This window comes from Kumtagia ephedrae, from assembly GCF_003012745.1.
Taxonomy (GTDB): domain Bacteria; phylum Pseudomonadota; class Alphaproteobacteria; order Rhizobiales; family Rhizobiaceae; genus Kumtagia; species Kumtagia ephedrae.
Genome location: NZ_PXYK01000040.1, coordinates 24,460 through 40,105, shown reverse-complemented (window position 1 = coordinate 40,105; position 15,646 = coordinate 24,460). Strand labels below are relative to the sequence as shown.

Genomic DNA, 15,646 nt, shown 5'->3' with positions numbered 1-15,646 from the left:
AGCCAGGGGATGGACAGCATGCCGCCGTCTAGGCGCGGGGCGAGTGGGCGGGTGTCGATGCCGGGCACGCTCATGGGAACGCGACCGCCATTTTGCGGGACGGGCGCCGGCGCTCCTTCGCACCCCCCTCTGTCCTGCCGGACATCTCCCCCGCAAGGGGGGAGATTGGCAGCTTCGGTCTTGCCGCTTCACCCCCAACATTGGTGATTGGCGAAAACCGGGCGGACGGCCAATCTCCCCCCTTGCGGGGGAGATGTCCGGCAGGACAGAGGGGGGTGCGAAGGAGCGAAAACATCCTCACCCCCGCATCATCAGCTCGACGACGTCGGCGCGGTGCAGCGCGCCGGCGGTGCGGCCCTCGCCGTCCTCGACGCGCAGCAGCTCGGCGCCGGCGGAAAAGCGCGGCGCGGCCTCGGCAACCGTCGCGCGGACCGGCACGGCGGCGCCGTTCAGGCCGGCCGGCGCCGGCTTCATGATCGAACCGACCTTGACCACCTTTGCCTTCGGCACGGCACGGGTGAATTCGGCGACATAGGGCGTGGCAGGGTTGAGCACGAGGTCCTCCGGCGTGCCGGCCTGGACGATGGCGCCATCCTTCATGATGGCGATGCGGTCGGCCAGCCGGATCGCCTCGTCGAAATCATGGGTGATGAAGACGATCGTCTTCTTCAGCACCGCCTGCAGCCGCATGAACTCGTCCTGCATCTCGCGGCGGATCAGCGGGTCGAGCGCAGAGAACGGCTCGTCGAGGAACCACAGCTCCGGCTCCACCGCCAGCGAGCGGGCGATGCCGACGCGCTGCTGCTGGCCGCCTGAGAGCTCGCGCGGGAAGAAGCTCTCCTTGCCGGCGAGCCCGACCAGCTCGATCATCTTCTTCGCCCGCGCCTCCCGGGCCGGTCGCTCGAGGCCCTGGACCTCCAGCGGGAAGGCGACGTTGGCAAGCACGCTGAGATGCGGCAGCAGGGCGAAATTCTGGAACACCATGCCCATCTGGTGGCGCCGGATCTCGATCATGCGCTTTTCGTCGGCGGCGAGCAGGTTCTCGCCGTTGAACAGGATCTCGCCGGCGGTCGGCTCGACCAGCCGCGACAGGCAGCGCACCAGCGTCGACTTGCCCGACCCGGACAACCCCATGATGACGAATATCTCGCCCTCGTTGACCGCGAGATCGACGGCGCGGACGGCGGCGATCAGCTTGACCGCGGCGATCTCCTCAGGCGTCGCCGATGTCCTGCCGCCGGCAAAAAACTCCACGGCCCCGGAGCCGAACAGCTTCCAGACGTTGCGGCAGACGAGCTTGGGTTGATTCTTGCTCATTGGTAGGAGCGCCGGCGTTCCTTCGCACCCCCCTCTGGCCTTCCGGCCATCTCCCCCGCAAGGGGGGAGATTGGCAGTTGCATCCTAGGCGCTCCTTCTGCCTCCTCGGTGATTGGCAGGCACCAGGCGGCCGGCTGATCTCCCCCCTTGCGGGGGAGATGGCCGGAAGGCCAGAGGGGGGTGCGAAGGATCACGGCTTCTGCCACGCTAGCGACCGAACCTCGATCTGACGGACAACCACCCTACTTCTTGATCCACTCCGACAAGCGCGGCTCGTTCTTGCCCATCCACTCGGCCACGACGTCGCTCACCTTCTTGCCGTTGAGGTCGACCTCGGTGATCATGGCGCCCATCTCGTCATTGTCGATGGAGAAGGCCTTGATCGCCTTGTGGGCGCCGGGCCATTTGTCCTTCACGCCGGCCCAGCCGACCTTCCAGATCTCGCCGTGCGGCTTGCCGCAGTCGTAGGCCATGTCGGGATTGGAGCCCCATTTGGGATCGCCGTAGCATTCCTTGGTGTATTCGGGGAACGCCACCCACTCGCCCTTGTATTTGGCCGGCGCCCAGTGCGGCGCGTAGATCCACAGAAGGATCGGCGCCTTGCGCTGATAGGCCGATTCCAGCTCGGCGAAGAGAGCGGCGTCGGTGCCGGCATGCACCACCTCGAAGGGCAGGTCCAGCGCCTCGACGCGCTCGTCGTCGAAGCCGCCCCAGGTCACCGGCCCGCCGAGATAGCGGCCTTTCGGCGCTGTCTCGGCGGTGGAGAAGGCCTCGGCGCAGGCCTCGTCCTTCAGGGCCTCCCAATTCGGCAGCCCCGGGCATTTCTCCTTCATGTATTCGGGATACCACCACTCTTCCTTGGCTTTCATGCCGGTCGGGCCGAAAACCTCGGTCTTGCCGGTGGCGGTGGAGGCGTCCATGGCGTCGCGGCCCGTGGTCTCCCACATCTCCATCGCCACATGCAGGTCGCCCGTCTCGAGCCCGGCGAACTGGGCGAGATAGTCGGCCTGCACGTATTCGACGCTGTAGCCCGCCTTCTTCAGCACCTCGCCCATGATCTCGGTGGTGATGAGCTGGCCCGTCCAGTCGTGCAGCGTCAGCTTGATCGGATCGGTGGATTCCTGGCCGGCCGACGGTCCGGCGGAGGCGAGGAAGGCGGTCGCGCAAAGCGCAAGCGCGCTCGCCGCCCACCTGGTCATGCGTATGTCGTGAGGCATCTGAAGTCTCCTGCTCACCCTCTGGCTTGTTCTTTTTGATGCGGAGGCGCGGAATCGCGGCTTTCAGCGAGATGCCGGCGCCGTCCTGCGCAGCACTTTCCGTCACGGCATGTCGGATTGTCAATGAAGCGCTGTGGCTTTTTCTGCCGTTTTGCCCGGATTGCTCCGTGTATCATCGACAGGTGCGGAAAATACGGTCACGGCCTTCCAGGCTGGTGTCTTTCCCACAGGAGTTGCAAATCGGCTCCGCCTGCGCTCCAATGAGCTGGGGAGGAAAATGCACGGCTGCGCGGCCGTAACGGTCGAGCGGGTGCCTCGGCGAGGCCGATGCAAAGGATAGGGGTGCATTGCGACCCGTTTCGCCCTATAAGATGGAACTGTGATTTGCGACGCTGCCGACGAGCGGCGACGGCGTCTCGTCGGGCTTGCGCTTATACTGTCGAGATTTTGACAAACTCGACAGGCATTTGCGGCGGGTCGAAGGGGAGGTTCCCTGTGGTCAACAACCGGACGGCTCACACGTGAACGAAACCGACACCATAGACGCGATTGTCGAAGCCCTGCGCTCCGACCCCACCTTCGGCGATGCATTCGCCCAACCCAAGGCCGCAGCCGGCGATTCAGCCGGCCGGGCCGTCGGCACCGAACAGCCGGACGCCCGACCGGTGCCGCCCGCCCAGGCGGCAGCCGCGGCGCCGAGCGCGCTGGAGATGCTCCGATCGACCCTGTCCGAGCGCAGGCCGGCGCCGCCGGCCGTGGCGGCGGCGCCTCAACCGGCGCCGCCTGCCGACAGGACCGTTGCGGCGCCCGCCATCGCGACGGATGCGCGGTCGCTGCAATCGCTGCAGAAGCCGCTTTTCGGCCTGGCCACGCCCAAGCTGCCGGAGCCGAGCCGGGGCGCGGCGTCTCCCGCCGTTGCACCCGTGGCCGCGAATATCCGCCCCGCCGCGCCCGTGACGGCGGCGCTTTCGGCCTCAACCGCCGTCAGGCCGGCAACGCCCATGCCGGCAAAGCCGCTGCCGGGGCTTTCGCCCGTGCCGGCGGCAAGTCTGCCCGCCGCCCGTCCGGTCACGGCTCCCCCGCCATCTCCCATCGCCGGCGGTCCCGCTCCTGCGCCCAGGCCCGTGACGCAGGCTCCGCCCACTCCGGCCGCTCCGCGCGCCGATGCGGCCGCGCCGAATGCCGGCACGGCTGGCAGTCCGGCGCCGTCCCCGCAGGCGGCCAGGCCGGCGATGCCGGTAGCCAAGCTGGAAGTGGTGGCCCGCAACGACAGTGCTCCGGCGCCGAGACCGGTCGCTCCGAGCAGCCCGGCTCAACAGTCGGAGAAGCGCGAGGCCGCGCCGGCGCCGTCCACCGCCGCTCGTCCCGCGCCGACCTCGGGGGATGCGATTTCCAAGCCGGGCGAGGCGAAACCATCGCAGGCGCAAGACGGCGCGCCGGCGAAAGCCGCCGAGGCTGCCGGCGCCGTTCGGGCCGTCGCGCCGGACAGCGTGCCGGCGCAGAAGGCTGAACCCGCCAAGCCGCAGCAGGCGCCGGCCGCAGTCACGCCTGCCCCGCCGAGGCTGCAGGTGGTCAAGCCGGCTGACGCCGCCGCGCCGGCCGAAGTGAAGCCTACCCCGCCCGGCAACGATGGCAAGGCGGCAACGGCAGCGCCGGCTGTGGTGCCGGCCAAGGCGGCAGCCGCCGCACCGGCCGCCGAAGCCAAGCCTGCCGCCCCCGTAGCGCCGGAAAATCCGGTGGAGACGAAGTTCAAGGGTGCGGAAGCCGCATGGCGGCGGGCCGGAAACGATGCCGCCCGTGTGCTGTCGGCCAGGAGCGACGGGGACTCGGCAGACCCGACCGATCGCCTGGCGCAGGAGAACCTCGAAGCCGCTCTGATCAAAGCCGAAGAAGGCTGGAAAAAGGCCGAGATCCATCAGGCGGCCGCGGAAAGGGCGCTGGAGGCGACTGGAGCCAAGCCGGCACCCCAGGCGCAGGCGCGAATGGTGGCCGCGCGAAAGAAGACGGAACTCGCCTTCAAGAAGGCCGGTATGGATATGATGCCGGCGCCGGTGGTTGCGAAAGCGCCGGCTGTCGGGAAAGCACCCGTCGCGCCCAAGCCCGTAACTCCGGCGGAGGCGCCGCCGCTTCAACCCGCGCTCGACAAGATGTTGCCGGTCGCCGGGTCGAAGAAGGCCAGGCGCAGCCTGAGCCCCACCCGTCTGTCCTTCCTGCTCGCGGTGATCCTGCCTGTCTTCCTGGTCGGTCTCTACTATCTTTTCATGTCGTCCGATCAGTACCGTTCCGAGATGCGTTTCGCCGTGCGCGGCACCGAAACGTCGTCGCTCGAGAATCTGGGGCTCAACGCTCTGACCGGCTCCACCACGCAGGCGGCGGACGCCTATATCGTGATCGACTACATCCACTCCAAGCAGGTGCTGCTCGACATCCAGCAGAAGCTCGGAATCGATGTGCGAAAGTTCTTTGCCAGGCCGGAGATCGACTTCGCCTATCGCATCGATCCGAACATGCCTCTGGAGGAGTTCATAAAATACTGGCGGTGGATGGTCGATGCCAGCTACAACTCGACCACGGCCATCACGACGTTTCAGGTTACGGCTTTCAACGGCGACGACGCTGCCGAGATCGCCCAGGCCGTGCTCAAAGTGTCCGACGAGTTGGTCAATGAGCTGTCCACCAAGGCTCGCCTCAAGCTGATCTCGAATGCCCAGGCGGAGGTGACGCGGACTGAAGATCGTCTCGTCCTGGCGCGGCAGGCGGTCGCCGTGTTCCGCGATCGCGAGCAGACAGCGAACCCGACCATGATCGCGGAATCGGACCAGGCTATCCTGCAGGGCATCGAAAAGACGATCATCGAACTCAAGTCGCGGCGGGCATCGCTGCTGTCGTCGGTCGATTCGAACTCACCGTCGGTGCGCGTGCTCGACCGCCAGATCGCCTCCTACACGGCGGAACTGGAGGAGAAGCGCCGCGGCATCGGCTCCGGAGGGCAGGGGACCGGCGATCGCACGCTGACGACGCAGTTGACGGAGTACAACGCGCTGTCCCTGGAACAGGAGTTCGCCGAGAAGGCCTACACCACCGCGCTCGCTTCCCTGGAGACCTCGCAGGCCGAAGCCCGCAAGCAGGATCGCTATTTCGCCATCGCGGTGGAGCCGAACGTCCCGGAGGTCGCACTGTATCCGTTGCGGCTGGTCAACACGTTCATCTGCCTCTGCATCCTGTCGATCGTCTGGCTGATCGGCTACCTGATCGTGCAGGCGGTCCGCGATCATACGGTGTAGACGAGAGCGACATCGATGCGGGCCGGCTGCGACGGCCCGCATCGCATCGCTGGAATATCGAGTACCGGCACGCTGAAGCCATGATCCATCTTGAAAACGTCTGCAAATCCTATCCGGCCCGGATGGGCCGCAAATCCGTCATCAACGATGTCTCCATCGATTTCGTGCCGGGTCGAAACACCGCGATCATGGGCGGCAACGGTGCGGGGAAATCGACCCTGATGCGGCTGATCTCCGGAGCGGAGGTCCCCGACAGCGGCAAGGTCGAGCGCAGGGCCTCGGTCTCCTGGCCGCTCGGCTTCAGGGGCGGCCTGCACGGCTCGCTGACGGGCCGTGAGAACCTGGCCTTCATCGCGCGCATCTACGGCCGCAACTATCCCGACCTGCTCGATTTCGTCGAGGATTTCGCCGAGATCGGCAACTACATGCAGCAGCCGGTGCGCACCTATTCCAGCGGCATGAAGGCACGCCTGTCCTTCGGCGTGTCGATGGCGATCCAGTTCGACTACTATCTGATCGACGAAGTGATCGCCGTCGGCGACGTCTCCTTCAAGCGCAAATGCAAGATCGTGCTGTCGGACAGGCTGAAGGACTCCACGGTCCTGCTGATATCCCACAGCACCTCCATCATGAAGGAATTCTGCCAGCACGGCGTCGTCATGGAGAATGGCAGGCTGCTGGAGTTCGGTTCGCTCAACAAGGCGATCAAATACTACGAGGCCTCCCAGGGCGGCGCCTGAGCCGAAATTGCCCGCGTCGTCGACCGCCGCTCGCCGTCGTTGCCGGGCTCATCGACCTGCGCGCAGCCAGGCGAGCGGTGAAAGGAACAGCCGCTCGATGCGCGCGCCCAGCCGCAGCGCCTTGTGGGAGGGCGAGATGGCGCCCTCGCCGCTCTCGCGCCACCTGACGAGACTGTCCACCGCCTGCTCCGGCGTTATGAAGCGCCCGCTGGTCCGGCTGACATAGGTCGGATAGAGGATCAGGCAGCCGGCCACCAGTTCGTCGAGGCAAAGCCGTCGGGTGCGCCGCTCGACCGGCACGACATCGCTGGTCAGTCCCCACCCGGAATAGAAAGGCTGCCCGTAGCAGGTGACGCTCCTGCCGCGGATCAGCGCCTCGAATCCCGTCAGCGAGGTCAGAAGGTGCACCTCGTCGACATGGTCGAGCATCTGCACGACCGAGCCGTTCATGACGATTTCGTCGCATTCCTGCGCGGCGCGGGCCTCGTCCTCGCCCTCGGCGCGCAGTCCGGCGACGACGTCGGGATGCGGCTTGTAGACGATATGGGCCTCCGGCCGGTCCTTCCGGACGGCCCGCAGCAGGTCGATATTACGGCGGATTCCGGGCGCGCCGAAGCGGATCGAGGCGTCGCTCTCGACCTGCCCGGGTACCAGGATGACGGGCCCCCGCGTGTCGGGACGCTTCCAGGGCTGGGCATCGAGATTGTACTTGCTGAGCCGTTCGGCGACGAGCCGTTCGCGCAGCGCCCTTGCCCGGCTCAGCAGAGCGGGGTCGAAATCCGTCGTCATCAGGATGTTCTCCAGCGCCGACGGCCTGCTGGAATCATAGTAGATGCCGACCGGATCCAGGGCCAGCGACAGCGATCGGCGCAGCTCCGCCCCGAGGCCGACGGAGCGGAGAAAACCGTCCTCAACCCGGATCAGCGTCGCGTCGTCGGGAACAGAGGCATCAGGGACGTTCCCCCAGATTGCGACTGTGGCGCCACTCGGGATCTTGTGGCGGCGTTTCGGAAAATCGAGGCGGGTGCCCGCCATGAAGTCCCGGATCATCGGCCGCTTCCATGCCGAGAACCCTGCTGCATGGAGTGTTTCGGGAAAGCGCGAGCGCATTTTTCGCTGTTGCGCCAGGTGCTCGATGACGGCTTCGACTTCGCACCGCTTGCCGCTCTCTGGATCTATGTAGCGCGGATACGAGACCAGCGAGGCGTGTACAAGTTGCTCCAAGCTCGCCTTGCCGCGACGGTCGGGCGACGGGATCGTGTCGACAGTAAGGCCCCAACCGGCGTAAAACGGCATTCCGAAGCAGCGGACCGGCTTTCCCCAGATCAAGGCTTCGAAGCCCACCTGCGATGTGACCGTGTAGACGGTTTCGGCCCTTTCGATCAGGCCCGCTGGATGGCAGTCGGCTGCGAGAACCTCAAGCCGAGGAAGCTGTTTGATCGACCTCAGGTTGAAATGCCCCCGCTTCGTGCCGGCCCAGACGTCGGGATGGGTTTTCACGAGTATCGTGCTGTCCGGATTTTCGCGGATTGCCGCTTCAAGCATGCGCTCAAAGCTGGAGACGTCGGCCAGGCCGAACTGGATGGAATGGTCGTTAAAGGTCTGATCTATGACAAGAACGAAACGTTGCGGCAGGATGCCATCATAGTCGCGCGCCTTGTTGTATTTGGAAACGCGTCCATCGCGCCATGCGTTCATGATCCGCGTGGCCCGTTCGGTTTGGGCTGGGGACAGTGGCGTTGCGATCAGTCTTTCGAGCGTAGAGGGCGCGGTCGCGTCATAGTAGATGCCGATCTCGTCGACTACGATGGACAGCGGCGAATCCTCGCTTCCAGACCCGACCGAGCGCAGGAATCCGTCCTCGAGTGCCACGAACGGCAGGCCAAACTTCCCGGCGATCTGCTGCGCCCTTTTCGACGTAGGCTTCTTCCCCCATCCAGCAAGCTGGTCGCAACTCCCGACGTCATCGCGCCAGAAGGAACTTATCCGGCGCTTGAGATAAACCGTGTCCGCGTCAAGAAATTCCGAGATTCGCTCGACTTTCGTCAGCCCACGAGAGGTCAGCCCGATTGTACGACGCGGGTGACCGCTGACCAATCCGGGCATAGCAGCGGAGGGCTCGTCCTGGACCTGTCCCGCGCGAGGGCTGGGGGCCGACTCACCCGCCGAATCCGGCAACATCGATACGCGCGAATGCATAAGCCGGCTCAATTTCTCCTACTGCGCGGCCTGCAGGTTGGGCGCGGCAGAACTGGCGTCGGTCGCAAGGATCTCCTCCGCCAGCAGTTCGATGTTGCGGTCTCCTTCCGCCAGATAACGCTCGATGTCCTCGCGAAACCACCAGGGCGGAAGCAACCTTTTGTTGGTGATCTGCCTAGCATGATAGCGATAGTCCCGGGCGACACCATCGCCGCTCATGAAGCTGAGCCACGCTGCCGCTCGTCCCTTCAAGTCCGGCGCGACGATTGCCTTCTCCTCAAAACGCAGCAGCCGCCTGAAATGGTCTCGGCTTTGCGGCACCGCATGGCCTATCGGATGGTCGATCGGTGCAAAGTGTCCACTTAGCACGCACGGTATGTCGAGCACGCCGAGTTCGACGGCGCTGGTCCCGTTGTAGACGACGCCGAGATCGATCAGGCCGAGGAGATCGTGGACATCGAACCAGCGATGGCCGAGCAGGATGACATTGTCCGGAAGGTCGCAGTCTATGAGATCGGGAAAGTGCTCGGTCATGAACAGACCTATCTCATTGCGGATCTCATGGGGATGCGGCTTGATCAGAAGCAGCGTGTTGCTGTCGCGTACCGACTCGATCGCGTGGTTCAGCCAGTCCTTCATGTTTGCATGCGCCGGACCGCCGTCGAATGGAACGGAGGAATCGCAGACGACCTTGCCGAACAGGCAGGCGACCTTGCCCCCGCGCTGGCGCCACTCAAGGATTCGGTTGACGCATGCCGTGGCCTCCGGAAGTCGTTCCGACAATCCCGCCGTCGCGCGCCGCGCACGGATTATTTCCTGCACGGCCTGGAGCAGTTCGCCGCCACGTGCCTGGTTTTTCTGGTAGAAGGCTTGGAATTCACCGGGTTCGGGAGCGCTGGCAGTGCGCAGGGTCCGATGACGGGTCATGTTGCGCAGTGCCATTCTCGTCGAAACGGGTTCGTTGAAGTTGGCAAAATAGTTCTGGTACCCATTGGTCGCGTGGATGCAGAAATAATCGTCCGGACTACCGAACTCCTCCAGGTAGAACCGAACCATCGCCTCAGGTAGCCGGGCCTGCTGCAGCACGAGGAAACCGCAACGCGCGCCGTCAGCGACGAGAGTGTCCCTGATCTCTGACAGCAGGATGGCATGGATCTTGGTCCAGTGGACAAGCCGGTCCAGGAAAGGTTTGAGTGCAGGGCAGGTGAAGACGGCGTGATAGCGCCTTCGGTTGATTGCCGCTTCCTCCCACAATATGTGATCCAGGCTGATCGCATTCCAACGTAGGCGACCCTGTTCGACGTCCGCCTCGAATCCCGAAATGTCGGGGAACGTCTCGGCGACGCGGGGATCGAAGCGTCCGTCTGCCGTAAGACATCCTAGAAAGCGGTCGATCTTGGCGTTGCCGGTCGGCTCCAGCGGCAGCACCCCCTTGGTCAGTGGGACGATCGCCCATCCGTGTCGTTTCATCTCCATGAGCACGACCAGCGGATATTGTCGCATCTGTGAAACGTTGCGCGGCGCGAGAAAGATCACGCCGCGTGGTTCGGATGGCTGGGGAAAGGCGGCGAAATATTCGGCGGTTTCGGCGGCGAACTGCAGCTCTCCGGCGCGGCGGATCTGCGACCAGCTGAAATTGGGATCGATCGATCCTGGGTGCCGCAACGCCTCTTCATGGATGGCGCGCACCAGTTCGGCTGCACGTGCGAACTGTCCCTCTTGTTGGAGGACATGCGCATATTGCAAGCTCGCTTTGCTGAGCTTGAGCCGCTCCGGCAGACGGTCGAAGAGGGCATGGGCCAGATCGTAGCGCCGGACATGCCGCGTCCAGATGAAATATTCCCGTATGTCCGATACGGCCTGAGGGGCTCGGCGCGCCTTCGCGACAAGCGCGATCGTTGTGCCGATATATGCATCGGTCTTGTCGTCCACGAGCGCGTTGCAGGCGGACCACAGCGCAGTTACGGCGGCAGGTTTCCCGGCAAGATAAAGCAAGGAGCGTTCCAGCCGTTCAACATCCGCTTCCAACTGCAATTGCCTGGCGATCCGCAACGCCTCGGCAAGCTGACGTGCGTTTGCGCGCATTGCGCTCGAACCTGCCCGGCTATCGATATAGGAGAATTCGGCCAATCGTTCCCATCGCGGCCTGAGTTCTTCGAAACAGGCTCGCGCGGCATCATAGGCGGCGCGATAGCTGACGATGGGACGCCGGGCTTCGCGCATCATGTCCCGCACGACCTTGAACTTGGCGAATAGCCCGTCCGCATCGTCGAAATCGCGTTTGCAGGCTTCCAGGTAGCGCTCGTGCTGGCGGCCCTGAATCAATTGCTCGGAAAAAACGAGCATCTGCTCGGGATCGGGAGACTGTCCGTCGGGATAAGCATCGCTCGTGGAAGCTCTGTTGTGCGCCGCCGCGAATGGAGCGAGACCGTCATACCTCACCCATTCGGGCGTGCCGATGCTGCCGTCGGACCAAGTCGCCTCGTCACGCGATATCCAATCAACGACACGCCAGGCACTCTCGAGCCTCTTGTAGCGGCGGTCGATCCGTTCAGTGAGGATCCCTGACGCCGTCGCTTCCTGGCATCGCCGGATCGCCGCTGTGACCAGATCATGGGCGTTGGAGAGATCGCCGCCTTTCGCCAGCGAGGCGCTCCGCAGATAGATGAGAAACGGGCTATCAGGATGTTTGTCGAGCGCTTTTCCCGCGGCTAGGGCGAGTTCGTTCCTGCCTTCGTCCGTAGACAGCAGCTCACGAACTCTGCGTGCTGCGGAAAGGGGTGCGGCGCGGTTGAAGCGCTCGAACTCGGCCATCGCCTCCAGCAATTGCGGCAAAACGTCGTGGTGAGCGCCCTGACGGCTACGAAGCGTCATCAGGCCGGCCTGGTAGAGCTTTTGGGTTCTCCGTAGCCCGAGCGCCTTCAGGCCAAAACCGACGGTCGCTTCGGTTTTCGGGCGCGCATTGGTAAACTCAGCCAAGCTCTGCACGATGCGTTCGTGCGAGGCGGTCCAGGCTCCATAGAGTTCCAAGGCGTAGTGCTCGATGCCGAGTTCGGTCAGTAGCCGATCGCGGCCGGCGACAAAACGGTAGCGCCAATCATGCCGAAGCCTGCCACGTTTCGGCTTCGCATTAACAACCGTCATGAAACGCTCCACTCCCGCGACCGATTTTCGTGGGTTGCACGATATTTCGGCTAGCCGGCCACTTTCGCAGGGCGGACAAGCGATAGCAATCGGGTCACGATCAACGCCTTCATTCATTTACCGCAACCTCGCCCGGACGGTTCCGGTCATGCCACTCTGCCGATCCTGCGCTCCAGCGAGAGTGCTTAGTCATATCCCTCCGAAAGTCAAACGATGCAATCATCTGCGTTCACCAGCCGGACATGAAGTGACATGGTCGTCCTGGACACGGTTTCACCCATATTTGCATGCTACGTGGACCTTGACTGCCCGATTATACGCAGACTATGACAGCCACGCTGCCGCTCGACGACTTCCGAGGGCTGCGCCGCCAACTTTCGATGACCTCTGGCGTTCGCCTGCAGGCAGGAGATAGTGTTCCCGGTGAGAATTGCTGTCACTCGAGCATCCGGTCGCGGCGGCTGGCGAATCGCGCGGACAAGGACGATCGTCTCGCCCGCTTGGTGGACGGTGCCTGCGTGAGCGGCGAGCCGTCGGTCATCTTCCGCTGCGACGTGAGCCCGAAGATCGGCATCGGGCATCTCATGCGCTCGCGCACCTTCGCCGCGGAACTCCGGCGCGCCGGCCAGCGCTGCGTCATGGTCGGCCCGTCCGTCGATTATCGCTCCGACGTCGACGCCGCGCTGTTCGATGCCTGGATCCCGGTGCCTGAATGGGAATCCGGGGAGAGCGACGCGGAGACTTTCGTCTCCCTGGCGCGTGCCCATGGCGCGCGGCGCGCGGTGATCGACGACTACCGCGCCGACGAGACCTTCCAGGAGGTGCTGCGGGACGCGGGCCTCGTCTGGATGCAGCATTTCGATTCCAGCAAGCCGTACCGCTTCTGGGCCGACATGATCGTGCACGGCAGCCCGTCCGAGACGGCCGAGCGCTGGCGCCCCTTCCTCCTCAATCCCGACACCGAAATGCTGTTCGGTCCGGCTTATGCGGTGCTCAGGTCGGAGTTTCCGCCGCCGCATCTGCGGCCGAACGGGCGCGTAGTCGACAGGGTCCTGGTGTCGTTCGGCGGTGGCAACGATCAGGGCGCGGTCCTGCTGACGCTCGAGGCGCTGCTGGGGCGGACCGCCGACACCGTTCGCCTTGCCGTCATGTCGGGGTCACGAAACCCCAACAATCAGGCGATACAGGCATGGATCGACCGGAATGCCGGGAATCGCGTGACGCTGCATGTCGAGCCGAAGGACATTGCGGGGCTGTTCGCAAGCTGCGATCTTGCGGTGCTGGGCGGCGGCATCAGCATCTATGAGGCGGCTTCCTGCGGCCTGCCGATGCTGGTGATGGCGCTGGCCGACAACCAGCTTCGCCAATGCGACGCCTGGGAAAAGCTGGGCGCCGCGGTGTTTCTGGGACCGCGTGCCGAAGTCACCACCGGCCTGCTGGCGGATCGGGCGCTCGAACTCATCGCCGACCGCGAGCGTCGCGCTTCCATGTCGGCGGCCGGCCGTGATGCGGTGGACGGCCGCGGTGCGAGCCGGCTTGCCGAGCATTTGCTGAGGGAAAGACGGAAATGAAGAACGGCACTGCCATCGTGCTCGGCGCCAATGCGGGCCAGGCCGACCTGATCCGCTATCTCAAGGAGCGCGACTGGACCGTCACGGCGGTATCCGGGCGGCAGGTCGGCGACCCCGGCGAGACGCTCGCCGACGATTTCGAGAAGCTCGACATCCGCGACATCGACGCCGTCTGCAGGCTGGCGCGCGCGCGCCAGGCGGAAATAATCTACTCGATCTCCTCCGACGTGGCGATCACCGCTGCGACCGAGGCGTCCGAAAAGCTCGGCCTGCCGCATTTCTTCGACAGCGGCCTGGTCGACGTCTTCAACAAGAAGCCGCTGCTGCGGGAATTCCTGAACAGCCGCGGCCTCAGCCCCGTGGCCTTCGCGGAAGTGGCTTCGGCCGACGAGGCGCGCGGCTGGAACGTGTTTCCCTGCGTGGTCAAGCCGACCGACGCGCAAGGCCAGCGCGGCGTCACCAAGGTCCTGGAGAAAGGCGATCTCGCCGCGGCGGTGGACGAGGCGATCGCCGCCTGCAAGGAACCGCGCCGCGCCATACTGGAAGCCTTCCTCGAAGGTGTCGAGATTTCCTGCAACGTGCTGGTCAGCGACGGCGAGCTCGTGGTCTCCGAGCTGTCGGAGCGCCTGGTCCACACCGGTCCGAATTTCGGCATCCCGGTCGGCCACCTGATCCCGATCGTCAACGTCCCGGAACACCATGTGAAGGCCGCGGCCAAGCTGGTCGAGGAGGTCACGCGCGCGCTTCGAATCGAGAACGGCACGCTCTACTATCAGATGATCGTCACGCCGGACGGTCCGCGCATCGTTGAGATCGCGCCGCGTCTGGACGGGTGCCACGTGTGGCGGCTGATCAAGGCGGCGCGCGGCATCGACTTCCTCGACGGAGCGGTGCGACGGCTTCTCGGAGAATCCGTGCCGAAGCAGCAGGGACGCGAGGAGCCCGGCGCCGTCTACGAGCTGATGTTCCAGCAGATGCCGCCCGGACAGGCGTTCGACAAAAGCCGGTTCCCGGTGCCGGCGGACGCGCTCTATCATGAATACCGCTACGCGGACGGGCAGCAGGTGGTGCCGGTCAATGGCCGGCTCGAAGTGGTTGGATATTACGTGCGGAAGCGCTGAAGAGGCTGCTTCGGCCAGCTGAAGCATGTCGATCCCGCGGTTCTCGGATCGCGACATCGCGCGAATTGAGGAGGCGACCATGAAAATTGTGGTGACGGGCGCATCCGGCTTCATCGGCCGCTATCTGGTGGAGACGCTGCTGCAAGCCGGCCATGACGTTGCCGCGCTCGGGCGCGGGGGACCGTCTCGCGCCGCGCAAGACAGCCGGCTCACGATTCGCGCGACCGACTATTCCGAGGAGGACCTGAAGGCCCGGCTCGACGGCGCGGCGGCAGTGGTGCACCTCGCCGGCCGGCGCATGACCCGGGAGGACGATCCGAACCTGCTGGCGCCGTTCGTAGAGCCGAACGTGCTCGCGGTGGAGCGGCTGATGCGCGCCGCCAGGGCGGCCGCGGTTCCGAGCGTCGTGCTTGCGTCGACCATCGCCGTCTATTCGGCGGGCAACGAGGTGCCTTTCCGCGAGACCGAGGTGCCGCAGCCGCTCAACGCCTATGGCCTGTCGAAGCTGATGGGCGAGCAGGTCGCAAGCCTCCATGCCCGCGACGGCAAGCCGCGGCTTACCAGCCTGCGCTTCGCCGCCGTATACGGTCATGGCGAGAAGGGCACGCCGGCGCTGATGCGCTTCGTCAACGAGGCGCGCGACAAGCGCACGCTGACGCTGCAGGGCAACCGGCTGGTGAGCGTCGACCAGCTCTATGTGCGCGACGCCGTCGGCGCGATCCTAGCGGCGCTCGACGAGCGCAACCCCGGCGGCACCTTCAACATAGGCTGTGGCGAGGCCTACACGGTCGCCGAAATGGCCGAGACCGTGAATGCGGTGTTCGGCAATGCCGGCAACCTCGACCTCGGCACCTCGCACGAGGCACCGGCGCGCAGGCCGCGCGTGGACATTGCGCATGCTGGCGCGGTCCTTGGCTGGCGGCCGCGCTACAACCTTGCCCAGGGATTGGCCGATTTCCTTGCCACATGGGATAAAGCCTGAAATGGGTGACGCCGATCCGGAACGGGCGGCCGGTCGGCGCCAGCACCTTGGAAAAGACTCCACAGCCCCCG

9 protein-coding genes are annotated in these 15,646 nt (G+C 65.0%); 5 read left to right on the top strand and 4 right to left on the bottom strand.

All coding sequences use genetic code 11. From position 1 onward, the window contains the following. Nucleotides 1-297 precede the first annotated feature (297 nt). Complete coding sequence (locus C7I84_RS27190; protein ID WP_106775349.1) at nucleotides 298-1,317, bottom strand: quaternary amine ABC transporter ATP-binding protein; 1,020 nt, start codon at nucleotides 1,315-1,317, stop codon at nucleotides 298-300. A 242-nt stretch (nucleotides 1,318-1,559) separates the two neighbouring features. Continuing rightward, nucleotides 1,560-2,534, bottom strand: coding sequence for an ABC transporter substrate-binding protein (locus C7I84_RS27180; protein ID WP_106775348.1), 975 nt, complete (start codon nucleotides 2,532-2,534; stop codon nucleotides 1,560-1,562). 467 nt (nucleotides 2,535-3,001) lie between these two features. Between C7I84_RS27180 and C7I84_RS27175 the strand changes: the two genes are divergently transcribed. After that, nucleotides 3,002-5,818, top strand: a complete 2,817-nt coding sequence (locus C7I84_RS27175) for a KpsE/RkpR family capsule polysaccharide export protein (RefSeq protein ID WP_133170175.1) — start codon at nucleotides 3,002-3,004, stop codon at nucleotides 5,816-5,818. A gap of 80 nt (nucleotides 5,819-5,898) precedes the next feature. Next, nucleotides 5,899-6,558 (top strand): ABC transporter ATP-binding protein, encoded by a 660-nt coding sequence (locus tag C7I84_RS27170; protein WP_106775346.1) that lies wholly within the window; start codon nucleotides 5,899-5,901, stop codon nucleotides 6,556-6,558. Nucleotides 6,559-6,606: 48 nt separating this feature from the next. On the opposite strand, the gene C7I84_RS27165 is transcribed toward C7I84_RS27170, so the two are convergent. Continuing rightward, nucleotides 6,607-8,664, bottom strand: coding sequence for a capsular polysaccharide biosynthesis protein (locus C7I84_RS27165; RefSeq protein WP_165816245.1), 2,058 nt, complete (start codon nucleotides 8,662-8,664; stop codon nucleotides 6,607-6,609). A gap of 111 nt (nucleotides 8,665-8,775) precedes the next feature. Then, the gene (locus C7I84_RS27160; protein WP_133170174.1) at nucleotides 8,776-11,901 is read right to left on the bottom strand and encodes a hypothetical protein; all 3,126 of its coding nucleotides are present in this window, start codon (nucleotides 11,899-11,901) and stop codon (nucleotides 8,776-8,778) included. A 518-nt stretch (nucleotides 11,902-12,419) separates the two neighbouring features. Here C7I84_RS27160 and C7I84_RS27155 point away from each other — a divergent pair. The 3 genes from C7I84_RS27155 to C7I84_RS27145 all read left to right on the top strand — a co-directional run bounded on the left by C7I84_RS27155 (nucleotide 12,420) and on the right by C7I84_RS27145 (nucleotide 15,575). Continuing rightward, nucleotides 12,420-13,472, top strand: a complete 1,053-nt coding sequence (locus C7I84_RS27155) for a PseG/SpsG family protein (RefSeq protein ID WP_133170173.1) — start codon at nucleotides 12,420-12,422, stop codon at nucleotides 13,470-13,472. Further along, nucleotides 13,469-14,593, top strand: coding sequence for an ATP-grasp domain-containing protein (locus C7I84_RS27150; RefSeq protein WP_106775342.1), 1,125 nt, complete (start codon nucleotides 13,469-13,471; stop codon nucleotides 14,591-14,593). The genes C7I84_RS27155 and C7I84_RS27150 overlap by 4 nt, the downstream gene beginning before the upstream one ends. Before the next feature lie 79 nt (nucleotides 14,594-14,672). Next, entirely contained in the window at nucleotides 14,673-15,575 is a 903-nt protein-coding gene (locus C7I84_RS27145) for an NAD-dependent epimerase/dehydratase family protein (RefSeq protein ID WP_106775355.1), read from the top strand. Nucleotides 15,576-15,646 lie beyond the last annotated feature (71 nt).